This is a genomic window from Sphingobium phenoxybenzoativorans (genome assembly GCF_018286635.1).
GTDB classification, from domain to species: Bacteria; Pseudomonadota; Alphaproteobacteria; order Sphingomonadales; family Sphingomonadaceae; genus Sphingobium; species Sphingobium phenoxybenzoativorans.
Genome location: NZ_CP073910.1, coordinates 4010924 through 4035309, shown reverse-complemented (window position 1 = coordinate 4035309; position 24386 = coordinate 4010924). Strand labels below are relative to the sequence as shown.

The following is a 24386-nucleotide window of genomic DNA, read 5'->3' as shown; positions in this document are numbered from 1 at the left end:
TTCCGCTCCAGGGTGGAATCACCCCCTTTTACCATCGGCGCGATGGGTTTAGGGGGCTGTCATGACAAAGCCGCGCACACTGTATGAAAAAATCTGGGACGCCCATGTCGTCGAGCGTAAGGACGATGGCACCTGCTTGATCTATATCGACCGGCATCTGGTCCATGAAGTGACCAGCCCGCAGGCGTTCGAGGGGCTTCGCATGGCCGGGCGCAAGGTGCGCAGGCCGGACCTGACGCTGGCGGTGCCGGATCACAACCTGCCGACGACGGCGCGCGTGGACGCGCAGGGCAAGCGCATCCCCATCGCCGATGCGGAGGGCGCGGAACAGCTTGCGGCGCTGGAGCGCAATGTGGCGGAGTTCGGCGTCCCCTATATCGGCCCGACCGACGAGAAGCAGGGGATTGTGCATGTCATCGGTCCCGAACAGGGCTTCACCCTGCCGGGCACGACGATGGTGTGCGGCGACAGCCATACCGCGGCGCATGGCGCGCTGGGCGCGATCGCGTTCGGCATCGGCACCAGCGAGGTCGAGCATGTGCTGGCGACGCAGACGCTGTTGCTCAAGCAATCCAAGACGATGGAAGTCCGGGTCGAGGGGACGCTGGGTTTCGGCGTGACGCCCAAGGATGTCGTGCTGGAGATTATCGGCCGCACGGGTACGGCGGGCGGCACCGGCCATGTCATCGAATATCGCGGCTCCACCTTCCGCGACATGTCGATCGAGGGACGGCTGACCGTCGCCAACATGGCGATCGAGGGCGGCGCGCGGTCCGGCCTGTTCGCGCCGGACGAAAAGACCTTCGCTTACCTCAAGGGCCGCCCGATGGCGCCGAAGGGCGCGGAATGGGATGCGGCGGTCGCCTGGTGGAAATCGCTCGTCACTGACGAAGGCGCGGTTTTCGACAAGTCGCTGTTCATCGACGCCGCCGACATCGCGCCCAACGTCACCTGGGGCACCAGCCCGGAGGATGTGGTGTCGATCACCGGCAGCGTGCCCGATCCCGAAAGCTTCAGCGATGCGTCGAAGCGCGCCGCGGCGGAAAAGGCCCTGGAATATATGGGGCTGACGAAGGGGCAGCGGATGCAGGACGTGTCCGTCGAGCATATCTTCATCGGCAGTTGCACCAACAGCCGGATCGAGGATCTGCGCGCCGCCGCCTCCGTGATCGAGGGACGCCATATCGCGGGCAGCATCAAGCAGGCGCTGGTCGTGCCGGGGTCCGGCCTGGTGAAACGCCAGGCGGAGGCCGAAGGGCTGGACCGCATCTTCACCGAAGCCGGTTTCGAATGGCGCGAACCGGGCTGTTCGGCATGCCTGGGCATGAACCCGGACAAGGTGCCGAGCGGCGAGCGCTGCGCGTCCACGTCCAACCGCAATTTCATGGGACGGCAGGGTCCGGGCGCGCGCACGCATCTGGTGTCGCCGGTTATGGCGGCGGCGGCGGCGGTGACGGGCCACCTGGCCGATGTTCGCGAATTAATGAGCCGATAATGGTGGGAGTGGTCGCATGAAGAAGGCATTCTGGCTGCTGGCGCTGGGCGCGCTGGCCAGCGCGGTGATGGCCGCCAGCCTGGGGCGCGCTGCAGATGCGCCGCAGGAGATGCGCGCTGTTCGGGGTAAGTAATGGATAAAGTCAGTATTGTTGAAGGCGGCGCCTATCCGCTGGGCGTCAAGAATGTCGACACCGACATGATCATCGCGGCCAAGTGGCTCAAGACGATCAGCCGTGCGGGCCTGGGCAAAGGCGCTTTCGAGGCGATGCGCCAGGACCCGGCCAATGTGTTCGACGATCCCGCCCATGCCGGAAGCCCGATCCTGATCGCGGGCGACAATTTCGGGTGCGGGTCCAGCCGCGAGCACGCCGCCTGGGCGCTGAACGACATGGGCGTGAAGGCCGTGATCGCGCCGAGCTTTTCGGACATCTTCTCCGGCAACGCCTTCAAGAACGGCATACTGACCGTGGTGCTGCCGCAGGAGGCCATCGACCGCCTGATGGACGTGGCCAAGACCGACCCCATCCATATCGACCTGGATGCGCAGAGCGTGACGACGCCCTTCCAGGATCGCTTCTCCTTCGAGATTGATCCGTTCCGCAAGACCTGCCTGATGGGCGGGCTGGACGAGATCGGCCTGACGCTGGCCGAGGCGGACAGGATCGGCGCCTATGAGGCGAAGGTGAAGGCGGACAGGCCGTGGGTTTCTGCCGCCGTTGCCTAACGCGGCCGCGCGCCTTATGGCAGTCGGGAACGACACGCACAGAAAACAGGGCCATATTCAATGACCACTTTTGACGACCGCGAACGGGCTTTCGAGAATCAGTTCGCGCATGATCAGGAAATCCAGTTCCGCATCACCGCCCGCCGCAACCGCCTGCTGGGCGAATGGGCGGCCGTGAAGATGGGCCTGACCGCCGAGGAAACCGACGCCTACGCCAAGGCCGTCGTCCAGGCGGATTTCGAGGAAGCGGGCGACGAGGATGTGATCCGCAAGCTGGTCGGCGATCTGACCTCCGCCGGGGTCGATGTGGACGAGCCGACCGTGCGCGCCGCGCTGGAGGAGCAGACGGCGATCGCCCGCCGCCAGTTCATGGAGCCGAAATAAGCCATGCCCATGGCGGCCGACGATATTGCGGGCATGATCCGCGCGGCCATTCCCGACGCGGAGGTCGAGATTACCGATCTGGCCGGGGATGGCGACCATTATGCCGCGCGCGTCGTGTCCGAAAGCTTTCGCGGCGTGAGCCGGGTGAAGCAGCATCAGGCCGTCTATGCGGCGCTGGGCGGGCGGATGGGCGGCGTGCTGCATGCCTTGCAACTGACAACCGCCGTTCCCAACTAACCGGCAACGAAACGCAATCATCGTGACAGAATGGACCCAAGCCAATGACTGATGCCGTACATGCGCGTATCGCCGCCATCGTGGGAGCGTCCGACGTCGTGCTGTTCATGAAGGGCACGCCGCTTTTCCCGCAATGCGGTTTTTCGAGCCGCGCCGTGGCCATATTGGAGCATCTGGGCGTCGCCTATGACAGTGTGGACGTGCTTCAGGATCAGGCGGTGCGCCAGGGCATCAAGGAATTTTCCGACTGGCCGACCATCCCGCAGCTCTATGTGAAGGGCGAATTTGTCGGCGGCAGCGACATCATGATGGAAATGTATGAGGCTGGCGAACTGAGCCAGTTGATGGCCGACGAGGGCGTCGCCAAGGCGGAGTGAACAGTGCTGGACAGGGAAGGTGCCGTCTCTCCGGGTGGAGGGGCGGCCTTTTTTATCTTTGTCCGCCTGCCTACCGTTCGCCCTGAGCTTGTCGAAGGGCTGCACTCCTTTTCAAGTGAAGGACAGGGCTTCGACAAGGCTCTCCTGAGCGCCTGCCTTGCAGGCAGTCGAAGGGCTCAGCCCAAACGGACGTCGTGCGTTGTTGAGGTCACCCGGGGCGGGGATGCGGCGCGGAGACCTGCGCCACATCCCCTTTATTCTACGGGTAGGAACAGCCCCAACCACGCATGGCGCGTGCCAGATGCCGCTGGCCGCGGAAAAGCGGGGTTGCAGTGGTTAACGCCCGCATGCCGGTCGCACGATCTGTAAACTGCATCGACAATTTCTTGACCGATTACAATTGTAGTCGTATTCGATTACACATGTAGTCGATAACGAGTCGGGCGCACGCATATGCATGAGAAGATCAGCGAAGCCGAACATGCGGTCATGGAGGCGCTGTGGGAGCAGTCGCCCCTGACCGCCGCCGATGTCGCGGAGCGGCTGGCGGCGGGGCGTGGATGGAGCATCCAGACCGTCAAGACATTGCTGTCGCGCCTGCTGGCCAAGGAGATCATCGCGGCGGAACAGGATGGGCGGCGGTTCCTCTACCGGCCGCTGGTCGGGCGCGACGTCTATGTCGCCGGGGAATCCGGCAAGCTGCTCGACCGGCTGTTCGGGGGGCGGCTCAGCCCGCTGGTCGCGCAACTGGCGAAGCAGGACAGGCTGTCCGCCGACGACATTGCCGAGATTGAGGCGCTGCTGAAGGAGCTGAAGGCATGACGGGCTGGATGGTCGAGGCGCTGGCCGCCTCCGCGTTGCTGATGGCGCTGGTCATGATGCTGCGCAGACCGGCGGCGCATCTGTTCGGGGCGCGGGCGGCCTATCTGCTCTGGGCGCTGCCCGTGCTGCGCATGCTGTTGCCGCCCTTGCCGACGGGCGGCGTGGTGCCGACCGCGCTGCCGCAGGGATTGGGGCAGAGTTTGGGGCAGGGCTTGAGCCAGGGCTTGGGGCAGGGCGCGCTGGTCGTCTTTCACCAGCAAGCCGGAACGCCGGGCGGCGATGCCGGATTGCCGTGGGTCGAAATGGCGATCGCGCTCTGGATGGCCGGGGCCATAGTATTCGCCGGGTTCCAGATCGCCGGATATATCCGGTTCCGCCGGCGGCTGCTGTCCGATGGCGAGGTGATCGGCCGGGAAGGGCGAGTGACGATCATCGAAAGCGCCCATGCGTCCGGGCCGCTCGCCTTTGGCGTGTTCCGCAAATATGTCGTGCTGCCCATTGATTTTGCCGACCATTATGATGCGGAGGAGCGGGCGTTCGCCCTGGCGCATGAATGCGCGCATCACGACCGGGGCGACCTGGCGGCGAATATGGCGGCGCTGGCCCTGCTGGCGCTGCACTGGTGCAATCCGCTGGCGTGGATCGCCTATCGCGCATTCCGGGCGGATCAGGAACTGGCCTGCGACGCGCTGGTGCTGGCCCGGCATGCGGGCGCAAACCCGGCCGTCTATGGCCGCGCAATATTGAAGGCCGCGAGCGGACGGCATTTCGCCGCCGCCTGCCATTTAAGGACAGTGGACAATCTGAAAGGGAGATTGAAGATGCTGGCATCCCATAGCGTGTCGCTCCGCCGGATAAGCTGGGGCATGGCCGTCATGGCCGCGATCACCGTGACCGGGCTTGCGCTGACGGCTTCGGGCAGCGGCGCGGCGCGGCAGATGGCCGAGGTTTCGCAGACGGTGCGGGAGTCGCGGCTGGCGAAGATGGCGTCTTTCATGCCCCTGGCCGGCGGGGAAAAGGCGACGGGGAATGCGACGGTATCCGCGCCTGCGAATGCGGCTGCGGGTGGGGCTATGCGCGATGACGCCGTGGCCGCTGTCGAAGCCGCGCCCGCAGCGCCCGCCGCCCCCGCAGCGCCGGTTGCGCCGAAGGCAGTGACGGGCATGTCCCCGCCCGCCCCGGTGATAGCGCCCGTGCCGCCCATGGCCCCCATTGCGCCGACGCCGCCGGACCTTAGCGGCATCCCGACGGCCAGGGAGATTGCGGCGATGATCCCCCGGATCGACGTCGTGCCGGGCTGCGGCGCGGACGGGCCGGTCACGACGCGGACGACCACCGGCGCGAATGGCCGGGCCGAACATGTGCAGATCATGATCTGCCGCCGGGCGGTCGCCGACGCCCGCCGTGAAGCGCGGATGGCGCAGGCCGAGGCGCGGCGCGGCGAGGTGGAAGGGCGTCAGGCGGCTCTGGCCGGTCTGCGCAAGGCCCGCGAAGGCGTGGCGCGGGCGCAGGGATCAAGCGACCGGGCGATGAGCGCGGCGATCCGGGCGCAGGTCGTCGCTGATCTGGACAAGGAGATCGCGCGGCTGCAGGCCGGGATCGATTGACGGGACAGATTGACGGGGGATGGAGAAAGGGAGAAAATAATTTCTGCGGCGCTCCTTGTTGAAGGAAGCGGCATTTATATATGATGACCATCATCTAATCCGAACAGGGAGACAGGTTATGAGCATCACACAGGCCGCCGCAGGCACCATCCTGATCACGGGCGCATCCACAGGGATCGGCGCGACCTATGCCGACAGGTTCGCCAAGCGCGGCAACGACCTTATCCTTGTCGCGCGCAACGCGGCCAAGCTGACCGCGCTGGCGGAACGGCTGCGGGCCGAGACCGGCGTCAAGGTGGACGTGCTGGCCGCAGACCTCACCAACAAGGCGGATCTGGCCAAGGTGGAGGCCCGGCTGCGCGAGGATGAAACCATCACCACGCTGGTCAACAATGCGGGCGCAGCAACCGGCGTCGGCATATTGGATGGCGACCCCGACGCCTATGACCGGTTGATCCAGTTGAACGTCGTTGCGCCCACCCGCCTTGCCGCTGTTGCTGCGCCGGGGCTTGCGGCGCGGGGCGGGGCGATCATCAATGTCGCATCGGTCCTGGCCCTGGCGCCGGAGATGTTCGGCGGCGTCTATAGCGGGACCAAGGCGTTCATCCTGAACCTCTCCCAATCCATGGCCAATGAGCTGGAGCCGAAGGGCGTGCGGGTGCAGGCCGTGCTGCCCGGCGCGACGCGCACCGAAATCTGGGAAAGCGCCGGGACGAGCGCCGACGACCTGCCCCCCGAAATGGTGATGGGCGTCGATGAACTGGTCGATGCCGCGCTGACGGGATTCGACCGGGGCGAGACGGTGACCATTCCGCCGCTGGAGGAGATTGAGGAGTTTGACGCGCTGACCGAAATCCGGTTGGGCCTGGCCATGAAACTGTCCCGCAATCGCGCCGCGAACCGTTACCGGACCAGCGAAACCGCCTGACCGCGAATGCCTCCATTTCGGCGGCGCTTGAAATCCGCCGCCGAAATGGCACATGGGGACTATGACACTGCCCTTCGAAACGGCCGAACTGCCGACCGGCATCCTTGCGCAGCTTTCTCCGCTCGTCGGGCGCGTATTGGCCCCCAATCCATCCGCCTTCACCTATACCGGGACAGAGACCTATCTGATCGGCACGACGGAGCTGGCGGTGATCGATCCCGGTCCCGATATTCCCGAACATCTGGAGGCGCTGGAACGCGCGATCGGCGGGCGGCCGGTGAAGGCGATCCTGTGCACCCACACCCATCGCGACCATAGCCCGGCGGCGCGGCCGCTGGCGGAGGCGACGGGCGGGCGGATCATCGGCTGCGCGCCGCTGACCCTGATGGACGACGGGCCGCGCGCGGATGCTGCGTTCGACGCCGACTATCGCCCGGACCGGGTGCTGACGGATGGCGAACAGATTTCCGGCGAAGGCTGGACATTGGAGGCGCTGGCGACGCCGGGGCACACGTCCAACCATCTGTGCTTTGCCCTGCTGGAAGAAAATGCGCTGTTCACCGGCGACCATATCATGGGCTGGTCGACCACGGTGGTTTCGCCGCCCGATGGCGATATGGCTGACTATATGCGCTCCATGCAGCGGCTCGTGGAGCGGGACGACGCCGTTTATTATCCGGCGCATGGCGATCAGGTCGATAATCCCCAGCGGCTGGCGCGGGGCATGATGGGCCATCGCAAGCATCGCGAGGGGCAGATCGTCCGCCACCTGCGCGAACCGGGCGGCGCGGCGATCCCCGATATGGTCAAGGAAATGTACAAGGGCGTCGATCCGCGGCTGCACCCGGCGGCGGGGCGGTCGGTGCTGGCGCATCTGCTGGACCTGAAAGCCCGCGGCGTCGTGCGCGAGCAAAACGGCCTTTGGGAGACCGTCGCCGCATGAAAACGATCATCGGCCTGCTGGTCGTCATTCTGGTCGTCTTTGGAATCGCCTTTGGCGGCGCCTATTATTTCCAGAAGGGCGTCGAGGATAAGATGGACGGCAAGGTGGAGAGCATCGCCACCGCCAGCCTGCTGGGCCTGCGCGAACAGGCGCGGCTGACTGCCTTCATGGCGAGCTTCGTCGCGGTCGTGACATCGACGCAGGAGCGGCTGGGCCTGAAGGCGGAAAAGACCATGATCATGCCGGGCACCGTCCGGTACGAGATCGACCTCAACAAGCTGCAGCCCAAGGATGTGAAGTGGGACAAGGAGAGCAATGTCCTGACCGTCAACTTGCCGCCGCTGATACTGGCCGGGCCGGAGGTCGATATTGACGGGATCAAGCAATATGACGGCGGCGGCATATTGATGGCGCTGACGGACGCGGGCGAGACGCTGGACGCGGCCAACCGCAAGCGCGGGCAGGACGAACTGATGAAACAGGCAAAGGGCGAGGTGCCGATGCGGCTGGCGCGGGACGCGACCCGTTCGGCGATCGAGCGCAGCTTCGCCATGCCGCTGAAAGCAGCGGGCGTAAAGGCGACAGTGGTTGCCAAGTTCGCCGACGAAGCGCAGGAGGCGGCTTCGGAAGAGCAGGACCATGGACAGGCGGACAATGCGCAGGTCCAGAATGCCCATCAGGAACCAGAAGGCGGCGCCCACACGCCGGCCGAACAAGGGACTCACGAATAATGGACGCACGAGGCGGAATAGGCGGCAGCCTGAAAGGGCTTGACCTGCGCGCGGAGATCGACCGGCTGCGCAAGGAGCGCAACGCCGTCATCCTGGGCCATTATTACCAGAAGCCGGAAATTCAGGACCTGTCCGATTTCGTCGGGGATTCGCTGGAACTGTCGCGCAAGGCGGCGGAGACGGACGCGGACGTCATCGCCTTTTGCGGCGTGCGCTTCATGGCGGAGACGGCCAAAATCTTGTCGCCGCAGAAGATCGTGGTGCTGCCGGACATGGACGCCGGATGCAGCCTGGAGGATAGTTGCCCGCCCGCCCAGTTCAAGGCGTTCCGGGAGGCGCATCCCGACCATATCGCGCTGAGCTACATCAACTGTTCGGCCGAGGTGAAGGCGCTGTCCGACATCATCGTCACCAGCTCGTCCGCCGAGAAGATCCTGTCGCAGATTCCGAAGGAGCAGAAGATCATCTTCGGCCCCGACAAGCATCTGGGCGGGTATCTGAAGCGCAAGCTGGGCCGCGACATGCTGTTGTGGCCGGGCGTGTGCATCGTGCATGAATCCTTCAGCGAGACGGAACTGCTGAAGCTGAAGGCGCAGCATCCCGACGCGCCGGTCGCCGCGCACCCCGAATGCCCGCCCTATATCGTCGACCATGCCGACTATGTCGGGTCGACCAGCGGCATCCTGGACTTTTCCAAGACGATGCCGGGCGACACGCTGATCGTTGCGACCGAACCGCACATCATCCACCAGATGCAGAAGGCGGTGCCGGACAAGAATTTCATCGGCGCGCCGGGTGCGGACGGCAACTGCAACTGCAACATCTGCCCCTATATGGCGCTCAACACGATGGAGAAGCTCTATATCGCGCTGCGCGATCTGGAGCCGCGCATCGAGATGGAGGAGGGGCTGCGTTTGCAGGCAAAGAAGAGCCTCGACCGGATGCTGGAGATGGCGAGCGGCACTGTGGGGCAGGGGGATATCGGCGCGCGGCAATAGGGCGCCATAAAGGTACGACAATGGTACACCCCCCGGCATCGGGGGGATTGACTAAAATCCGTTAACTGTGGCTGTCTTCCAACGGGGTTGTTGGGGGACAGATGATGGACGATTCGCGTGTCTGGAGCGTCGATCGGCTGGCGGCGAAGCAGTTGCTGGCCGGATTGGCGTTGGAATATACCGGCGATATGGAAGATGTGGTGGCGCAGCATTTCGCCCGGCACCGGCGAAGCTGTTCGACCTGGGCCGCCGAGCGGGTGCATTCGAACGTCCTGCGAAAGCTGGAGGACGGGTCGGCCATCTATTTCCAGCGCGAATGCGACAAATGGACCGACGGCTTCCGCTTCGCCGAGCAACAATTGATGGCGGTCGACCCGGAGGAGTTGCTGGAAACCACGCCGGTCGAGACATGGACCAAGGGCCAGTATCTGCGTGCGATGGTGCGTCAGGCGCGCAATAGCTGAGAAGGGTGGTCCCGAATAAGGCCCCGTTCGCCCTGAGCGAAGTCGAAGGGCTAGGCCGAACGGAGTGAGGCGCTTCGCTGCGCTCAGCGGAGGGCTTCGACTTCGCTCAGCCCGAACGGCGCGAGATCGGCGCGCTTCAGCCGCCCGGAAACAGTTGCACGATGCGGGCGAGGGCGGGGCGCAGCGCCATGCGTTCCTCCGATGTCGAAACGCCCAGGCGGACGACGGTCAGGCCCTGACGCGGCGAGACCAGGATATATTGGCCATTATGGCCGACGCAGCCGAACAGGCTTGCCGGACCCTGGCCGGGGAACAGCACATTGTCCGCGCCCTCCCGGTTCAGCCAGATATGCCCGCCATAGCCGCCATTGCGCGCGGACGGGGTGGTCATGAAATCGATCCAGCGTTCCGACAATATCTGCCGCCCGTTGGCGCGGCCGCGTTCGCGCAGGAACTCGCCGAAGCGGGCATAGTCGCGCGCGGTCATGTGCATGATGCTGCCGCCGATCATCGTGCCGCGCGCGTCGAACTCCGGCGTCAGGCTGGACAGGCCCACAGGCTCCTTCAATCGCCCGTCGATGAAGCGCATCATCGCCGCGCGCCGGGTTTCGGGATCGGGGCTGTCGGTCAGCATGCGGGTCAGCACGTCGCTCAGGATCACGCTCGTCACGCTGCTGTAGTTGAAGGCGCTGCCGGGGCGGTCTGCGATCGGCTTCGCCTCGCCATAGGCGGCCATGTCCTGCGCACCGTCGGTGAACAGCATGCGGATGGTGTCGGCCGAAGCGATGGGATCGCCATCCTCCACATGGTCGAGGCCCGACGACATGGTGAGCAGTTGGCGCAGGGTGATGGCGCCGCGCGGGTCGCCGGGTTCGCTCCAGGCGGGGACGGGGGCGGGGGCATCCAGCGCCAGCCGCCCGTCCGACACCATCAGGCCCGTCAGCACCGCCGTCACCGTCTTGGCCATCGACCAGGAGAGCAGCTTGCTGTCCGGCCCATAGCCCGGCGCATAGCGTTCCGCGACGATGCGGCCATTATGCAGGATCAGCAACGCGCGGGTCTCGCCAACGTCCGACGCGAACACCGGATCGATGGCGGCGCGCAGGGCGTCGCCACCCACCGCCGCATCGGGGGCGACGGTGTAGCGCAGCGGCGCTTGCGAGATTCCGCTGCTCGCCGAACCCAGAAACAGGGCAGCCGCGATGGCAAGGCTTGTGCGAAGGCGGCTTTTGCTGTTCATCGCGCCTCCTTAGAGGGAAAATTCGCCGGGTGGAATCTCCCGTCGAATCGAAAAGCGCCGTTTCGAAAGCGCCTTGGGGGGGCTGGCTATGCCGGAAAATAAGATCATTCGCCCAAGGGGAATGGGGGCCGGAGCAGGGCGGCGGCCGCTATGGACCTATGTCGCGGGCGCGGCGGCGATATTGCTTGTCGCTTTGTTCGCGTGGAAGTGGAGCCTGTGGCAGGCGCGGGCGGCGGTCGGCGCGGCCTATGGCGCGCGCATGACCTGCTCCTGCCGCTATGTCGAGGGGCGGACGGCGGAAAGCTGCAAGGGCGATACGGAGCCGGGCATGGAGATCGTCACCATTTCGGATGATCCGGACGGCAAGGCGGTGACGGGCAGCGTGCCGATGATGGCGAAGCGCACGGCGCGGTACAGGGCGGGGTTTGGGTGTTTGCTCGACCCAGTGGGGTGAGGGGGCCGGGAGGGTTGTTAGGGGACGGTCTGCTTGTTCTACGTCATCCCAGCGGACGCTGGGGTGACGGATTGGGAAAAGATGCTCCCCTCCCTCATGGGGAGGGGCTGGGGGTGGGTCGCGAACGAAGTGAGCATCCGAGCCATCCCGAAGAACGCCGCTTACGCGGCGCATCCACCCCCGACCCCTCCCTATGAGGGAGGGGAGTGTACGGCGGGAGTGGGTGGGAAGCCGACTGGCAGGTTTGGCGACGCAAACGCAGGCAGCAAACCTAAAGCCGCTCTTTTCTTCGTCGCTTCCGGGCCTGTTTTTCTTGCCAGTCAGTCCGGCTATACCCGGAAAACCAGCGATAGCCAGACCAGCCCATGAGCATCAAGCTCAATGCCATCCCTACCGGCAAGCCCCAATCATAAAGAACATCGCCCGGCTCTGCGCCGAATAAATACCCGACGAGGCCAATAGCAAGGACGGGAACGCACCATATCAGTCGTTGACCGAACGCAAATATGGGGTTGTAGCCTCGCCGCGTCCAGTCTCGATCTAGCCATGCGGAAAATGCTTTGAGCTGCTTCATTACTGCCAGATAGCAGGGTCGAAAGCCGTCAGCTATTGAGTAGTAAAATCGCAGATGAGAATGGCCACAATTGGTCGAATGATGGCGCCGTTATTCGTCATCCCGGCGAAAGCCGGTACCCATCTCGCTTTAGGCAGGCGGCTGGCAAGGGGGAGATATGGGTCCCGGCTTTCGCCGGGATGACGGTCGATAGCAGAGTGGGACTTTGCACTTTCGGTCGCTAACTGCCGTCTGTCATAATTCAACGCCTAGACGCGGCAGCACTCGACCTCTCCCTCAGCGCCACGCTGCCGAACATCACGCCGGTTCCAGTTCCGCCGCTTCCGTCTGCGCGATCCAGCCGCCGCCGAGCACGCGGTCGCCGTCGTAGAGCACCGCCGCCTGGCCGGGGGCGACGCCATATTCGGGACTGTCGAAAAGCAGACGGCCGCCGTCCAGTCGCGCAGGAACGGGCTTCGCCATCGATCGGACCTTGGCCAGCACCGGCCCGGATAGATCGTCCGTCAGCCAGTTGGCGTCCTCTATCACCGCAGCGCGCACCGCCAGCGCCCGTTTCGGCCCGACGATCACCTGCCGCGCCGCGCCGTCGAGGCGGACGACATAGAGCGGTTCGGCCTGGCCGCCGATCTCCAGCCCCTTGCGCTGGCCGACGGTGTAGTGGATCAGCCCCTTGTGCCGGCCCATCACCCGGCCATCGACATGCACGATGTCTCCGCCGTCATCGGCGTCGGGGCGCACCTTGCGGACGATGGCGGCATAGTCGCCGTCCGGCACGAAGCAGATGTCCTGGCTGTCAGGCTTCAGCGCGACGGACAGGCCGAGCGAGGCGGCGATCTCCCGCACCTGCGGCTTGGGCAGGCCGCCGAGCGGAAAGCGCAGATAGTCGAGCTGCGCCTGCGTCGTCGCGAACAGGAAATAGCTCTGGTCGCGGGCCGGGTCGGCGGCGCGATGAAGCTCCGCGCCCTGCGGCCCCAGCACCCGGCGGACATAGTGGCCGGTGGCGAGGCAATCCGCGCCCAGATCGCGGGCAAGGGCAAACAGGTCGGTGAACTTCACGCCCATATTGCACTTCACGCAGGGGATGGGGGTCCGCCCGGCCATATATTCGTCGGCGAAATCGTTGATGACCGTGTCGCGGAAGCGGCTTTCATGGTCGAACACATAATGGGCGATGCCGAGCCGGTCGGCGACGGCGCGGGCGTCGCGAATATCCTGCCCGGCGCAGCAACTGCCCGTCCGCCCGGTCGCCGCGCCATGATCGTAAAGCTGCAGGGTGACGCCGATTGTTTCCGCTCCGGTTTGGACGGCAAGCGCCGCAACGACGCTCGAATCCACCCCGCCGGACATCGCAACCACGATCCTGCGGGCCGAAAATGGCGGCTCAATCTGAAATTCTCCTTGCATGACAGCGGCATATAGGCCGGAAATCCGCCATTTTCCAGCCGCCTTAATCAAGCCTTCACCCGCCCTAACGGTCTGTGACCATGGGATTTACCGGCCTTTATCCTTTGCCGCCTACTAAGGCTTTCATGGATTTGAGTTTTTCCCGGATGCAGGAGCGCACGGCGGCGGAGGCAACCCCTCTGCTGTCGCTCGATCTGCCCGTGCTGCTGGCGGCCTGCGCCGCTTCGCAATCGGCCAGCCCGACCGTGCGCGCCGTCGAGTCCCTGGAGCATGAAAATGCCCCGGAGGGCGACCGCATTGCGGTCCTGACGGAAGTCTTTGCACCGCGCGGGGGCGCGGCGCAGGATCTTTCTGTCCTGGGAGGAGCATTCAACATCCTGATTTCTGAGCAATTAATGGTGGGGAAGTAAAAATGAAGACAGCGTTTACCGTGGCGCTTTAGCCGATGTTCAATGCTGTCATGGAATAGGTGGACCGACCACAGGCCGAAAGGCCCCCGTGCCGTTATTTGAGGTGAGAATGATCGAGAATCACAAGATTCGCCCTGCCCAGGTGGTAGGACCGCTGGGAGAGCCGCTGACACTCGACAGCCTGCCCCCGCCCACGACCACCCGCTGGGTGGTCCGGCGCAAGGCGGAGGTCGTCGCTGCCGTCAATGGCGGGCTGCTGAGCGTGGACGAGGCGTGCGAACGCTATTCGCTGACGCTGGAGGAATTCGCCGGATGGCAGCGCGCCGTCGACCGGTCCGGCATGCCGGGCCTGCGCGTCACGCGCATCCAGCACTATAAATCGCTGTACGAGCGTCAGCAGAAATACTGACGCGCGCAGCCGGCGTTACAGCCGCGACAAAGGCCGCCTGTCCATCGCGACCGGCGGCCTTTTCCTTTGCGCGGCGTCTGCAAGCCGGAAACGCGCCCGCCGATGGTTGCTTAACCGAAATATAATCATGGCGTCTGGGAACACAGAACGCCGTGCGCGGTTATATCCCCAACAGGACATCCTGGCGTGGGGAAGCTCGGAAGGAGTAACATATCATGGGAATCATTCTCTGGCTGATCATTGGCGGCGTTGTTGGCTGGCTTGCGAGCCTGATCATGCGCACTGACGCGCAACAAGGCATTTTGCTGAACATCGTTGTCGGTATTGTCGGCGCATTTATCGGCGGGCTGATCTTCAACGGCGGTACGATCAATCAGGTGCTGACCGTGAATTCCTTCATAGTGTCGCTGGTCGGCGCGGTCATCCTGCTGGCGATCGTCAATCTGGTCCGTCGCGGTTCGCTCCGCTAGACCGACCAGAATATGAGAAATGGGCCGGTCCTCGCAGGAGGACCGGCTTTTTTCATATCGGCTTCATGACCGCCGCATGAGCAGGCGATAGACGAACAGGATGAGGACGGCGCCCAGGATCGCGGCGAAGAAGCCCGCCCTTTCCCCTTCCTGATAGAAGCCGGCGACGCGGCCCAGATACCCGGCGAGAAGCGCGCCGGCGATGCCGAGCAGGATCGTCACGATGCAGCCGCCCGGATCGCGGCCGGGCATGATGAACTTGGCGATGGCCCCGGCCACAAGACCAAGGAATATCCAGCCCATCAATTCCATCCGCCACCCCGTTTCCCGCAGTTCGTTGCGTGGGCGGCATAATGGCCGTTGCCGCGGCGATTGCAATCTGTTCCTTGCCTGCAACATTCCTCCGGAATCGATACGCCTGACCCATGCGCATACTTGCATATCGTCCGTTCTGCGGGCATCTCCTGCGCCAAGGGCCGCCATAAAAGCACGCGAGAGCGCCAGCCGTTTTTGGCTTGAGCGCGGTGATATATTCATATAACACAGTCGGGAAGCGGCAGGCGCCGCTTGGGAAATGAGTGCAGGGCAATGAATTTCGAAACTCAGCTTGCGGGTGATGCGGCCATGGCCGAATTCGACGACGAAATGGCCCGTCGGCGCAAGCGGCGGATGTTGCTGCTGTTCGCTGCGATTGTGGTGGCCCTGATCATCGCTGCGCTGGTCGTACGCGGCCGTGGCGGCGATGCGGCCGGAACGCCCGCCGATGGCGCAGCCGCCGTCGCGCCCGTGGTGACGGTCGTGGTGCCGGGCCAGTCGTCCGTCCAGCGGACCGTGAGCGCCACCGGGTCGCTCGCCGCGCGGGTCGAAATGCCGGTCGCTGTCGTGGGCGAGGGCGGACAGGTGGTCAGCGTGCTGGTGCAGCCGGGCGACTGGGCGCGCGCGGGACAGACGCTGGCGGTGATCGAACGGTCCGTGCAGTCGGAGCAAATCCGCTCGCTCGCCGCGCAGGTCGAGGTAGCGCGCGCCGACGCGAAGCTGGCGCAGGCCGAGCTGGAACGCGCCAAGGCGCTGGTCGGCCGCGGCTTCATTTCCAAGGCCGACATTGATCGCCGCACGGCGACGCGCGACGCCGCCGATGCGCGGGTGAATGTCGCCATCGCGCAACTGGGCGAACAGCGGGCGCGCACCGGACGCCTGGATATTCGCGCGCCCGCCGCGGGCCTGGTGCTGACGCGGACCGTGGAGCCGGGCCAGGTGGTCGCCGCCGGTACGGGCGTATTGTTCCGCATGGCCAAGGGCGGCGAGATGGAAATGCTGGCGCAGGTCAGCGAGGGCGACCTTGCGCGATTGAAGGTCGGCATTCCCGCAACGGTCACGCCGGTCGGCGGCGCGAAAAGCTTCACCGGCCATGTCTGGCAGATTTCGCCGGTCGTCGATCCGCTGAACCGGCAGGGCATCGCCCGCGTCGCGCTGAAGTTCGATCCGGCGCTGCGCCCCGGCGGTTTCGCCGGCGTCAGCATCGTCAGCGGATCGGGCGATGCGCCGCTACTGCCGGAATCGGCGGTGCAGAGCGATGACAAGGGCAATTATGTCTATGTCGTCGACGGCGCGAACAAGGCGCGCAGGCAGGATGTGACGATCGGCCAGGTGTCCAGCGCGGGGGTGGCGATCACGTCCGGCCTGACCGGGCGCGAGAAAGTGGTTGTTTCGGCCGGCGCGTTCCTGAATCCGGGGCAGTTGGTGAAACCGGAATTGCAGAAGGTCGTAAAGTAGGCGCGTAAAGGCGCAGCGCGGGCAGAAGAGGCGAGCACAGTGAATTTTCGCAACATTTCGGCCTGGGCCATCCGCAATCCGGTGACGCCGATCGTCATCTTCGCCGCGCTGCTGCTGGCGGGACTGGTGGCGTTCAGCCGCATGGACATCAATCAGAATCCCGACGTCAGCTTCCCGGCGGTCCAGGTTCAGGTGGTGCAGCCCGGCGCTGCGCCGACGGAGCTGGAAACGCAAGTCACGCAGCGCATCGAGGCCGCCGTGCGCGGCATCAGCGGCGTTGACGAGATTACCTCCATTTCACGCGAGGGAAGCACCCTCACCTTCGTCCAGTTCGCGATCGGCACGCCGGTCGATCGCGCCGTCAATGACGTGAAGAATGCGGTGGACCAGATCCGAAGCGACCTGCCCGATGGCATCCTGGAGCCGCAGGTCACCCGCGTCGATATCGACGGCGGGCCGATCGCCTATTTCAGCGCCGAAGCCACCGACATGACGCTGGAGCAGCTAAGCTGGTATATCGACAATACGGTCGCCAAGCAGTTGCTGGCCGTGCCCGGCATGGCGGCGGTGAAGCGCAGCGGCGGCGTGAGCCGGGAAATCCGGGTGATACTGGACCCTGCAAAGCTGCAGGCGCAGGGCATCACGGCGGCGCAAGTCAATGACCAGTTGCGGCTGGTCAACCTGAACGCGGCGGGCGGTCGGGCGGAGATAGCCGGCGCGGAGCAATCGCTGCGCGTGCTGGGCAATGCGCAGGACGCCTACACGCTGGGCCAAACGCAGATACGGATCAGCGGTAACCGCACGGTGAAGCTGGCCGACATTGCGGTCGTGAAGGACATGTACGCCGAGCAGCGCTCTCTGGCCCTGATGAACGGGCGGCAGGTGACCAGCTTCAGCCTGGAGAAAGCGAAGGGATCGTCGGACGTCACGGTATTCGACGAATCCCAGAAAGTGCTGGAGAAGCTGCAGAAGGAGAACCCGAAGGTTCATTTTAAGCAGCTTTTCGCCAGCGTCGACTACACCAAGGATCAGTATCATTCGGCGATGGCCGCAATGGTCGAGGGCGCTGTGCTGGCGGTGGTCATCGTGTTCCTGTTCCTGCGCGACTGGCGCGCGACGATCATTTCCGCCCTGGCCATTCCGCTGTCGGCCATTCCGGCCTTCTGGTTCATGGATATGATGGGCTTCACGTTGAACGGCATTTCGCTGCTGGCGCTCAGCCTCGTCGCAGGCGTGCTGGTCGACGATGCGATCGTGGAGATCGAGAATATCGTCCGGCATATGCGCATGGGCAAGACCGCCTATCAGGCGTCGATCGACGCTGCGGATGAAATCGGCCTGGCGGTGCTGGCCACCACCTCCGCGATCGTGGCGGTGTTCCTGCCCGTGGCCCTGATGCCGGGACTTTCGGGCCAGTTCTTCATCCAGTTCGGCATGACCGTGGTGGTGGCGGTGCTGATGAGCCTTGCGGTCGCGCGCCTGATCACGCCGATGATCGCCGCCTATTTCCTGAAGGCGCATGGCGAGGAAAGCCATGGCGAGGGATGGATGATGGATCGCTATATGGCGATCCTGAAATGGTCGCTGGACAAGGACCGCTATGAACGCGCGGTCGCCGGCGCGCATGGGTGGTGGGGACGGCGCTTCGCCCGCTTCTTCGACCATCGCGTCTGGACGGTCGGGATCGCTGTGCTGGCCTTCCTTGCGACGATCGTCGCCTTCGCGACCCTGCCGATGACGTTCCAGCCGACGATCAACCAGGATTCCAGCCAGATCCAGGTGGAGATGGTGCCCGGCAGCACACTGGAGCAGACGCGCAAGGTGGCGCAGAATGTCGCCGACATGCTGTCCGCCGACACCAAAGTCGTCGATACCGCCTTTGCCGACATCGAACAGCCAGGGCAGGCGCAAATCTATCTGACGCTGAAAAAGGATCGCGGCATTTCCAGCGTGGACTGGGAGCGCAGCGTTGCGCCCAAGTTCCGCCAGATCGCTGACGCGCGAGTCAATTTTCAGTCGCAGTCCGGCGGCAATTTCGGCCGCGACATCATCATCATGTTCGGTAGCGACGACCCGGAGCTACTGGAAAAGACCGCCAACCAGATCGTCAGCGAGATTGCCCAGTTGAAGGAAGTGCACGACGCGCGCGTCCAAGGCGACATGCAGCGGCCGGAAATCGTCATCCATCCGCATATGGACCTGGCCGCCAGCATGGGCGTGACGACCCAGGCGCTCAGCCAGACGATCCGCATCGCGACGATTGGCGACATCGACCAGAACAGCGCGAAATTCTCTCTTTCCGACCGGCAGATTCCGATCCGCGTGTCGATCGCCGAGGATTCCCGCCGGGATATTTCGACCATAGAAAATCTGCCGGTGCCGACATCATCGGGCGGTTTCGTGCCGCTGAAGGTGGTGGCGGACGTCAAGTTCGGCGCGGGTCCGACGCAGATCCGCCGCTATAACCAGATCCGCCGCATCGTCGTGGGCGCGGACCTTGCCCCCGGCTTCGTGACCAGCCAGGCGATGGCCAAGATCAACGCCCTGCCGACCATGAGCAAGGTGCTGAACGGGCAGGTTCTGGGCGTGCAGAAGCTGAACACCGGCGACAGCAAGTGGCAGGCGGAGATGATCAACAATTTCCTGATCGCCGTCGTGTCGGGGATCATGCTGGTCTTTGCGGTGCTTGTCCTGCTCTACAAGCGGGTCATGCCGCCGTTCGTGAACATGGGGTCGCTGCTGCTGGCGCCGCTGGGCGGGGCGCTGGCCCTGCATATCGCCGGACAGCCCGTGTCTATGCCGGTCTTTATCGGCCTGCTGATGCTGCTGGGCATTGTGGCGAAAAACTCCATCCTGCTGGTTGATTTCGCGCTGGAGGAAATAGAGAAGGGCGTCCCCAAATGGGAAGCGATCGTCGATGCCGGGCATAAGCGCGCGCAGCCGATCGTGATGACCACCGTCGCGATGATCGCGGGCATGGTGCCGACCGCCATATCCCTGTCCGGCGACGGCGCGTGGCGCGCGCCGATGGGCATCACGGTGATCGGGGGCCTGATCCTGTCCACCGTGCTGACGCTCATTATCGTGCCGGCGACCTTCAGCCTGGCGATGGGTCTGGAAGGCTGGATCGGTCCACGGTTGAGCCGCAGCCTGCTCACCTACAAGAAGGGCGACGAGGTCGCGGCGGGGACTGTCACGCATCCGGCGGAATGATGTCCTGCCTGAGAAGGCCCTGCTGAGAAAGCCCTGCTGAGAAAGCTCTGTCCCGGAAAGCCTGCTTCCAGAAAGCATGGCCCGAGAAAGCATTGCCCAGGAAAGCATGGCTTCGCGCCAAAAATCCGCTTTGACTGAACGAAACGGCGGCGTAACCGTTTTGCGGTGATGAGGATGCTTCGACCGTTATGGCAACCGCCCTCGCTTCCCGCCGGTGGGGTGCGGCAGATGCGGATCGTCGCGACGGGGATGCTGATCGCCATGGCGGCGCTGTTCATCGCCGCGCGCGCCATTGGCGACGTTCATCCGGCGGTGCCCTTCATCCAGTCCTTTGCGGAGGCGGCGATGGTCGGCGGGCTGGCCGACTGGTTCGCCGTGACGGCGCTGTTCCGGCACCCGCTCGGCCTGCCGATCCCGCATACGGCGATCATCCCCCGCAACAAGGATAGGATCGGCGATACGCTGGCGATCTTCCTGCGCGACAATTTCCTGACGCCGGTGGTGGTTGCGCGGCGGATGCGCCGCCTGGACGTCGCGTCCGCAGCGGGCCGGTTTCTCAGCCAGCCGGGCGGCGGGGACGGGCGGTTGCGCCTGGGCGCATCACGCCTGGCGGCAGACCTGCTGGAAGGGTTGGATCAGGAACGGCTGGGCGGCATGGCCAAGGCGGCGCTGGCGCAGCGGTTGCGCGCGCTGAACATAGGCCCGCTGGCGGGGCAGGCGCTGGACGCGGCGATGCGCGACGGCAGGCATGCGCCGGTTCTGGACGGCATCGTCAAATGGGCGGGGCGCACGCTGGAGGCGAATGATCATCTGATCCGCCAGATGGTGCATGATCGCGCGGGCAGCATCATGCGCTGGACCGGGCTGGACGAGCGGCTGTCCAACGCCATTATCGACGGTCTGCAGAAGCTGCTCGATGAAATGGCGGACGATCCGGGCCATCCGCTGCGCGCAAAGGCGGAGGAGGGCCTCCGCACGCTGGCCCATGACCTGCAGTTCGACAAGACCATGCAGGCAAAAGTCGCGCGGGTGCGCGACGAGATTATCGACAATCCGGCGATGCAGCGGTGGATAGACGGCCTGTGGGAACAGGCGCGGTCCGGCCTGTTGCGCGCGGCGCGCGACCCGCAGGCGGCGGTCGCCGGACGATTGGGCGAGGCGCTGCAGCAACTGGGCGAAACGCTGCAGGGCGACCGGCGGCTGAAGGCGATGATCAACCGTTTCACCCGCCGCGCGGCGGTGGGCGCGGCCGCCAGCTATGGCGACGGCATCGTCAAGCTGGTGAGCGAAACAGTGCGCGGATGGGATGCGCGAACCGTGACCAGCCGGCTGGAAAATGCCGTCGGCCGCGACCTGCAATATATCCGCATCAACGGTACGCTGGTGGGCGGGCTGGTCGGCCTCGCCATCCACACCATAGACATTTTGCTATGATATCAGTCATATACGGTAAGCGCCTTATTTTTTGGGGAACCCGCGACGCTATCGGGCATTCAGCTAATCGAAATTTTGCGGAAAAGGTGATGACGAAGCGCGTTTTAATTGTTGAGGACGAGATTTTCGTCGCCTTGGAGATAGAGCATATCGTTCGCGCCGTGGGGATGGAGGTCAGTGCCATAGCGGCGGACCGCAAGGACGCCCTGGCGGCCGCGCCGGACAGCGACATCGCGCTGGTGGACCTCAATCTTCGCGACGGTCCGACCGGTCCGCTGATCGGACAGGCGCTGGCCGAGCGCCATGGCGTCCGCGTGATCTATGTGACCGCAAATCCGGCGCAGATCGGCGCGTCCGCCGCCAACGCCCTGGGCGTGATCACAAAGCCTTTCCGGGAAACGACGATCCGCGCGGCGCTGATGGCGGCGGCGGAGGAGAAGCCGGATTTATCCAGCCTCGCCATTTCAGGCTTCATTCCGTTTTCAGGGCCTTCCGGTTCATTGACCGGAGCGGAATATCAAGGCTGACGGACAGTCCGTCCTTCGCCCAGTCCCGGCTGATCGTTCCGCCAAGCTGCCGTTCCGCACTGAGCGAAATGAGGCGCGTGCCGAAGCTTTCCGCACCCGCCGCCGCGATTTCCGGCCCGCCCCGTTCCCGCCACAGGAAATGGCAGCTATCGCCGGATTTCTCGACATGCAGGGTGATCGTCCCCTCTGGCCGTGAGAGCGCGCCATATTTCGCCGCGTTGGTCGCCAGTTCGTGGAACAGCAGAGCCAGCGGCGTGGCGGAGCGGTCATCGATTTCCACGTCATCGCCGGTAATGACGACACGCGCGTCGCCCGCCAGAATATAGGGCGCGAATATCTCCGTCAGGATGCCGAGCAAGCTGTTCTGGCCCAGGTTCGATGCGGACTGGCTGCTATGGGGGCGCACATAGTCATGCGCCCGGCCGAGCGACATGACGCGCTCCCGCAATTCCTCTGCAACGGCCCCGATTTCCGGGTGCTCCCGCGCGGAAAGGCCGATCAGCCCTGCGATCACCGAAAAGATGTTCTTGATGCGGTGGGACAGCTCGTGGGAGACGATTTCCCGCTGCTCCGCCATCTGCCTTTGTTCGTGGATGTCCGTGCAGGTGCCGAACCAGCGGGTGATCCGCCCCGCCGCATCACGCAGCGGCATCGCCCGGCCAAGCGTCCAGCGATAGGCGCCGCTATGATGGCGCAGGCGATATTCGATCTCATAGGGTTCGCCGGTCTCCAGCGACTGACGCCAGCGTCCCCAGGCCCGGTCCTGATCATCCGGGTGGAACATGCCGTTCCAGCCTTCGCCATCGGTCGATCCCTCCGGCATGCCGGTAAATTCATACCAGCGCGCATTATAATAATCATGATAGCCGTCGGGCAGGGTGGACCACACCATCTGCGGCATCGCATCCGCCAGCGTGCGGAACTTGGTTTCGCTGTCGGACAGGGCGATAGCGTGATCCTGCGCCCAGGACGACACATGATGTTCGCGGCGGCGAGCCTCTAATTGGGCGACGACCTGTTTCGCCAGCACCATCAGGCCCTGAACCTGCAGCGGGGTCAGGCCGTCGCGCGGCTTGCTGTCGATCACGCACAGGGCGCCCAACGGAACGCCCTCATGCGATATGAGCGGCGCACCGGCGTAGAAGCGGATATGCGGCGCGGCCGTCACCAGGGCGTTGTCGGCGAACCTAGGGTCAAGCGTCGCATCGGGAATGACGAAAGCGCCCTCGCCCAGCATGGCATGGGCGCAGAAGGACATGCTGCGCGGCGTTTCGGTCGCCTCCAGCCCCTTGCGCGCCAGAAAGCGCTGCCGCTCCGTTTCGACGATGCTGACAAGCGCAATGGGGGTCTCGCACAGCGCGGCGGCAAAATCGGTGATCTCGTCGAGCGCCCCGAAACCCTCGGCATCCAGATCGTACAGGGCGAGGATGGCCGCCCTGTCGGTCTCATTGCCGCAAAAATCAGCCATCGCTGACCCGCTCTATGTCCGCGCCCACGGCGGAGAGCTTTTCCTCCAGCCGCTCATAGCCGCGATCGAGATGATAGACGCGGTTGACCTGCGTCTCTCCCTCGGCCGCCAGACCCGCCAGGATCAGGCTCATGGAGGCGCGCAGGTCGGTCGCCATCACTGGCGCGCCGGTCAGCTTCTCCACGCCCCGCACCACGGCCGTACGCCCGTTGACGGATATGTCCGCGCCCATGCGCGCCAGTTCGGGCACATGCATGTAGCGGTTTTCGAAGATCGTCTCGGTCAGCACGCTTGCGCCGTCCGCCAGGGTCAGCATGGCCATGAACTGCGCCTGCATGTCCGTGGGGAAGGCGGGGAAAGGCGCGGTGGAAATGGACAGCGGACGCAGCTTGCCATGCGACGCGATCTTGATCCCGGTCTTGCTTGTGGTGACCTCCACGCCGGTTTCGCGCAGGGCGGCCAATATCGCCTGCATATCCTCCGCGTCCGCGCCCACAAGCTCCAGCTCGCCGCCGGTGATCGCCGCGGCGCAGGCATAGCTGCCCGCCTCGATCCGGTCGGGCATGACGCTGTAAGTCGCGCCATGCAGCCGGTCCTTGCCATGGATGGTGATGCGGTCGGTGCCGATGCCCTCAATATCCGCGCCCATCGCCACCAGCAGATTGCACAGGTCGACGATTTCCGGCTCCCGCGCCGCATTGTTGAGCGTGCAGGTTCCGCTGGCGAGGACAGCCGCCATCACCGCATTTTCAGTCGCACCGACGGACACCACGGGGAAGGTGTAGCTGCCGCCCGGAAGGCCGCCATCCGGGGCGCTGGCCCGGACATAGCCCGCCGCAATCTCTATCACTGCGCCGAACGCCTCAAGCGCCTTCAGATGCAGGTCGATCGGGCGGTTGCCGATGGCGCAGCCGCCGGGCAGCGATACCGTCGCCTCTCCGGCGCGGGCGAGCAGGGGGCCGAGCACCAGAATGGAGGCGCGCATCTTGCGCACGATGTCATAGGGCGCCTCGGTCGAGGTGACCCGTCCGGCGCGCAATGTCATCACCCGGCCGAAATCCTCGGGCCGCGCGCCCTCGATCATCGTCGAGACGCCGAGCTGGTTCAGCAGATGGCCGAAGCTGTCGACATCGGCGAGGCGCGGCAAATTGCGCAGCGTCACCGGCTCGTCTGTCAAAAGCGCGCAGGGGAGCAGCGTCAACGCTGCATTTTTCGCGCCGGAGATCGGCAGCCGCCCCTTCAGGGCGTGGCCACCGCGAATGTGAATGCGATCCATTTAGCCGCTTCATAAAGCCTCC

At 64.7% G+C, this 24386-nt stretch carries 26 protein-coding genes; 20 read left to right on the top strand and 6 right to left on the bottom strand.

The annotated features are described in order from the left end of the window. Window positions 1-61: 61 nt before the first annotated feature. The 12 genes from leuC to KFK14_RS19975 all read left to right on the top strand — a co-directional run bounded on the left by leuC (window position 62) and on the right by KFK14_RS19975 (window position 9712). Window positions 62-1495: a 3-isopropylmalate dehydratase large subunit gene (gene leuC, locus KFK14_RS20030; RefSeq protein ID WP_070157149.1), complete on the top strand. Its 1434-nt coding sequence runs from the start codon at window positions 62-64 to the stop codon at window positions 1493-1495. A gap of 132 nt (window positions 1496-1627) precedes the next feature. After that, window positions 1628-2221, top strand: a complete 594-nt coding sequence (leuD, locus tag KFK14_RS20025; RefSeq protein ID WP_212608935.1) for a 3-isopropylmalate dehydratase small subunit — start codon at window positions 1628-1630, stop codon at window positions 2219-2221. Window positions 2222-2281: 60 nt separating this feature from the next. Then, window positions 2282-2605, top strand: a complete 324-nt coding sequence (locus KFK14_RS20020) for a DUF1476 domain-containing protein (RefSeq protein ID WP_070157147.1) — start codon at window positions 2282-2284, stop codon at window positions 2603-2605. 3 nt (window positions 2606-2608) lie between these two features. Then, on the top strand, window positions 2609-2842 hold the full coding sequence (locus KFK14_RS20015) for a BolA family protein (RefSeq protein ID WP_070157146.1): 234 nt from the start codon (window positions 2609-2611) through the stop codon (window positions 2840-2842). 44 nt (window positions 2843-2886) lie between these two features. Further along, complete coding sequence (grxD, locus tag KFK14_RS20010; RefSeq protein WP_070157145.1) at window positions 2887-3219, top strand: Grx4 family monothiol glutaredoxin; 333 nt, start codon at window positions 2887-2889, stop codon at window positions 3217-3219. A gap of 453 nt (window positions 3220-3672) precedes the next feature. Then, window positions 3673-4041 carry a BlaI/MecI/CopY family transcriptional regulator gene (locus KFK14_RS20005; RefSeq protein WP_070157144.1) on the top strand — a complete coding sequence of 123 codons (369 nt, stop codon included), beginning with the start codon at window positions 3673-3675 and terminating at the stop codon, window positions 4039-4041. Then, window positions 4038-5648, top strand: a complete 1611-nt coding sequence (locus tag KFK14_RS20000) for a M56 family metallopeptidase (RefSeq protein ID WP_212608934.1) — start codon at window positions 4038-4040, stop codon at window positions 5646-5648. The genes KFK14_RS20005 and KFK14_RS20000 overlap by 4 nt, the downstream gene beginning before the upstream one ends. 118 nt (window positions 5649-5766) lie before the next feature. Continuing rightward, entirely contained in the window at window positions 5767-6576 is an 810-nt protein-coding gene (locus KFK14_RS19995; protein ID WP_212608933.1) for an SDR family NAD(P)-dependent oxidoreductase, read from the top strand. Between the two features lie 61 nt (window positions 6577-6637). Next, entirely contained in the window at window positions 6638-7519 is an 882-nt protein-coding gene (locus KFK14_RS19990; RefSeq protein ID WP_212608932.1) for an MBL fold metallo-hydrolase, read from the top strand. After that, window positions 7516-8250: a DUF4230 domain-containing protein gene (locus KFK14_RS19985; protein WP_212608931.1), complete on the top strand. Its 735-nt coding sequence runs from the start codon at window positions 7516-7518 to the stop codon at window positions 8248-8250. The genes KFK14_RS19990 and KFK14_RS19985 overlap by 4 nt, the downstream gene beginning before the upstream one ends. After that, entirely contained in the window at window positions 8250-9248 is a 999-nt protein-coding gene (nadA, locus tag KFK14_RS19980; RefSeq protein WP_212608930.1) for a quinolinate synthase NadA, read from the top strand. Before KFK14_RS19985 ends, nadA begins: the two co-directional genes overlap by 1 nt. Before the next feature lie 101 nt (window positions 9249-9349). After that, complete coding sequence (locus KFK14_RS19975) at window positions 9350-9712, top strand: hypothetical protein (RefSeq protein ID WP_212608929.1); 363 nt, start codon at window positions 9350-9352, stop codon at window positions 9710-9712. Between the two features lie 136 nt (window positions 9713-9848). On the opposite strand, the gene KFK14_RS19970 is transcribed toward KFK14_RS19975, so the two are convergent. Next, the gene (locus KFK14_RS19970; RefSeq protein ID WP_212608928.1) at window positions 9849-10952 is read right to left on the bottom strand and encodes a serine hydrolase domain-containing protein; all 1104 of its coding nucleotides are present in this window, start codon (window positions 10950-10952) and stop codon (window positions 9849-9851) included. Window positions 10953-11040: 88 nt separating this feature from the next. On the opposite strand from KFK14_RS19970, the gene KFK14_RS19965 reads away from it, so the two are divergent. Then, window positions 11041-11406, top strand: coding sequence for a hypothetical protein (locus KFK14_RS19965; protein WP_246524716.1), 366 nt, complete (start codon window positions 11041-11043; stop codon window positions 11404-11406). A 271-nt stretch (window positions 11407-11677) separates the two neighbouring features. Here the strand turns inward: KFK14_RS19965 and KFK14_RS19960 are convergent, their stop codons facing one another. Then, a complete protein-coding gene (locus KFK14_RS19960; RefSeq protein ID WP_212608927.1) occupies window positions 11678-11980 on the bottom strand; it encodes a hypothetical protein in 303 nt (100 codons plus the stop codon). A 297-nt stretch (window positions 11981-12277) separates the two neighbouring features. Next, complete coding sequence (mnmA, locus tag KFK14_RS19955) at window positions 12278-13384, bottom strand: tRNA 2-thiouridine(34) synthase MnmA (RefSeq protein ID WP_212608926.1); 1107 nt, start codon at window positions 13382-13384, stop codon at window positions 12278-12280. An 80-nt stretch (window positions 13385-13464) separates the two neighbouring features. Here mnmA and KFK14_RS19950 point away from each other — a divergent pair, with 80 nt between their 5' ends. The 3 genes from KFK14_RS19950 to KFK14_RS19940 all read left to right on the top strand — a co-directional run bounded on the left by KFK14_RS19950 (window position 13465) and on the right by KFK14_RS19940 (window position 14673). Continuing rightward, window positions 13465-13794, top strand: coding sequence for a hypothetical protein (locus KFK14_RS19950; RefSeq protein WP_212608925.1), 330 nt, complete (start codon window positions 13465-13467; stop codon window positions 13792-13794). Between the two features lie 109 nt (window positions 13795-13903). Beyond that, complete coding sequence (sciP, locus tag KFK14_RS19945; protein ID WP_070158253.1) at window positions 13904-14203, top strand: CtrA inhibitor SciP; 300 nt, start codon at window positions 13904-13906, stop codon at window positions 14201-14203. 215 nt (window positions 14204-14418) lie between these two features. Beyond that, on the top strand, window positions 14419-14673 hold the full coding sequence (locus KFK14_RS19940) for a GlsB/YeaQ/YmgE family stress response membrane protein (protein ID WP_070158252.1): 255 nt from the start codon (window positions 14419-14421) through the stop codon (window positions 14671-14673). Window positions 14674-14736: 63 nt separating this feature from the next. Here KFK14_RS19940 and KFK14_RS19935 read toward each other — a convergent pair whose 3' ends face one another. Then, on the bottom strand, window positions 14737-14985 hold the full coding sequence (locus KFK14_RS19935; protein ID WP_212608924.1) for a GlsB/YeaQ/YmgE family stress response membrane protein: 249 nt from the start codon (window positions 14983-14985) through the stop codon (window positions 14737-14739). A gap of 276 nt (window positions 14986-15261) precedes the next feature. On the opposite strand from KFK14_RS19935, the gene KFK14_RS19930 reads away from it, so the two are divergent. The 4 genes from KFK14_RS19930 (at window position 15262) to KFK14_RS19915 (ending at window position 21620) form a co-directional block, all read left to right on the top strand. Then, a complete protein-coding gene (locus KFK14_RS19930) occupies window positions 15262-16446 on the top strand; it encodes an efflux RND transporter periplasmic adaptor subunit (protein WP_212608923.1) in 1185 nt (394 codons plus the stop codon). Between the two features lie 39 nt (window positions 16447-16485). After that, the gene (locus KFK14_RS19925; protein ID WP_212608922.1) at window positions 16486-19659 is read left to right on the top strand and encodes an efflux RND transporter permease subunit; all 3174 of its coding nucleotides are present in this window, start codon (window positions 16486-16488) and stop codon (window positions 19657-19659) included. 168 nt (window positions 19660-19827) lie between these two features. After that, window positions 19828-21093 (top strand): DUF445 domain-containing protein, encoded by a 1266-nt coding sequence (locus tag KFK14_RS19920; RefSeq protein ID WP_212608921.1) that lies wholly within the window; start codon window positions 19828-19830, stop codon window positions 21091-21093. Then, window positions 21090-21620: a response regulator gene (locus KFK14_RS19915; protein ID WP_212608920.1), complete on the top strand. Its 531-nt coding sequence runs from the start codon at window positions 21090-21092 to the stop codon at window positions 21618-21620. The genes KFK14_RS19920 and KFK14_RS19915 overlap by 4 nt, the downstream gene beginning before the upstream one ends. Here KFK14_RS19915 and KFK14_RS19910 read toward each other — a convergent pair. After that, window positions 21565-23088 carry a sensor histidine kinase gene (locus KFK14_RS19910; protein ID WP_212608919.1) on the bottom strand — a complete coding sequence of 508 codons (1524 nt, stop codon included), beginning with the start codon at window positions 23086-23088 and terminating at the stop codon, window positions 21565-21567. The two genes, KFK14_RS19915 and KFK14_RS19910, sit on opposite strands and share 56 nt — an antisense overlap. Continuing rightward, window positions 23081-24364, bottom strand: coding sequence for a UDP-N-acetylglucosamine 1-carboxyvinyltransferase (gene murA, locus KFK14_RS19905; RefSeq protein ID WP_212608918.1), 1284 nt, complete (start codon window positions 24362-24364; stop codon window positions 23081-23083). The genes KFK14_RS19910 and murA overlap by 8 nt, the downstream gene beginning before the upstream one ends. Between the last annotated feature and the right edge of the window lie 22 nt (window positions 24365-24386).

Excerpts from the sequence above, each read along its gene's own strand:
- KFK14_RS19910 (WP_212608919.1), bottom strand. The coding sequence starts at position 23,088 with ATGGCTGATTTTTGCGGCAATGAGACCGACAGGGCGGCCATCCTCGCC.
- KFK14_RS19940 (WP_070158252.1), top strand. The coding sequence starts at position 14,419 with ATGGGAATCATTCTCTGGCTGATCATTGGCGGCGTTGTTGGCTGGCTT.
- KFK14_RS19950 (WP_212608925.1), top strand. The coding sequence starts at position 13,465 with ATGGGATTTACCGGCCTTTATCCTTTGCCGCCTACTAAGGCTTTCATG.
- KFK14_RS20005 (WP_070157144.1), top strand. The coding sequence starts at position 3,673 with ATGCATGAGAAGATCAGCGAAGCCGAACATGCGGTCATGGAGGCGCTG.
- murA (WP_212608918.1), bottom strand. The coding sequence starts at position 24,364 with ATGGATCGCATTCACATTCGCGGTGGCCACGCCCTGAAGGGGCGGCTG.
- KFK14_RS19930 (WP_212608923.1), top strand. The coding sequence starts at position 15,262 with ATGAATTTCGAAACTCAGCTTGCGGGTGATGCGGCCATGGCCGAATTC.
- KFK14_RS19920 (WP_212608921.1), top strand. The coding sequence starts at position 19,828 with ATGAGGATGCTTCGACCGTTATGGCAACCGCCCTCGCTTCCCGCCGGT.
- KFK14_RS19970 (WP_212608928.1), bottom strand. The coding sequence starts at position 10,952 with ATGAACAGCAAAAGCCGCCTTCGCACAAGCCTTGCCATCGCGGCTGCC.
- KFK14_RS19995 (WP_212608933.1), top strand. The coding sequence starts at position 5,767 with ATGAGCATCACACAGGCCGCCGCAGGCACCATCCTGATCACGGGCGCA.
- grxD (WP_070157145.1), top strand. The coding sequence starts at position 2,887 with ATGACTGATGCCGTACATGCGCGTATCGCCGCCATCGTGGGAGCGTCC.
- mnmA (WP_212608926.1), bottom strand. The coding sequence starts at position 13,384 with ATGCAAGGAGAATTTCAGATTGAGCCGCCATTTTCGGCCCGCAGGATC.
- leuC (WP_070157149.1), top strand. The coding sequence starts at position 62 with ATGACAAAGCCGCGCACACTGTATGAAAAAATCTGGGACGCCCATGTC.
- sciP (WP_070158253.1), top strand. The coding sequence starts at position 13,904 with ATGATCGAGAATCACAAGATTCGCCCTGCCCAGGTGGTAGGACCGCTG.
- KFK14_RS19990 (WP_212608932.1), top strand. The coding sequence starts at position 6,638 with ATGACACTGCCCTTCGAAACGGCCGAACTGCCGACCGGCATCCTTGCG.
- KFK14_RS19960 (WP_212608927.1), bottom strand. The coding sequence starts at position 11,980 with ATGAAGCAGCTCAAAGCATTTTCCGCATGGCTAGATCGAGACTGGACG.
- KFK14_RS19915 (WP_212608920.1), top strand. The coding sequence starts at position 21,090 with ATGATATCAGTCATATACGGTAAGCGCCTTATTTTTTGGGGAACCCGC.
- KFK14_RS19975 (WP_212608929.1), top strand. The coding sequence starts at position 9,350 with ATGATGGACGATTCGCGTGTCTGGAGCGTCGATCGGCTGGCGGCGAAG.
- KFK14_RS19965 (WP_246524716.1), top strand. The coding sequence starts at position 11,041 with ATGCCGGAAAATAAGATCATTCGCCCAAGGGGAATGGGGGCCGGAGCA.
- leuD (WP_212608935.1), top strand. The coding sequence starts at position 1,628 with ATGGATAAAGTCAGTATTGTTGAAGGCGGCGCCTATCCGCTGGGCGTC.
- KFK14_RS19985 (WP_212608931.1), top strand. The coding sequence starts at position 7,516 with ATGAAAACGATCATCGGCCTGCTGGTCGTCATTCTGGTCGTCTTTGGA.
- KFK14_RS20000 (WP_212608934.1), top strand. The coding sequence starts at position 4,038 with ATGACGGGCTGGATGGTCGAGGCGCTGGCCGCCTCCGCGTTGCTGATG.
- KFK14_RS20015 (WP_070157146.1), top strand. The coding sequence starts at position 2,609 with ATGCCCATGGCGGCCGACGATATTGCGGGCATGATCCGCGCGGCCATT.
- KFK14_RS20020 (WP_070157147.1), top strand. The coding sequence starts at position 2,282 with ATGACCACTTTTGACGACCGCGAACGGGCTTTCGAGAATCAGTTCGCG.
- nadA (WP_212608930.1), top strand. The coding sequence starts at position 8,250 with ATGGACGCACGAGGCGGAATAGGCGGCAGCCTGAAAGGGCTTGACCTG.
- KFK14_RS19935 (WP_212608924.1), bottom strand. The coding sequence starts at position 14,985 with ATGGAATTGATGGGCTGGATATTCCTTGGTCTTGTGGCCGGGGCCATC.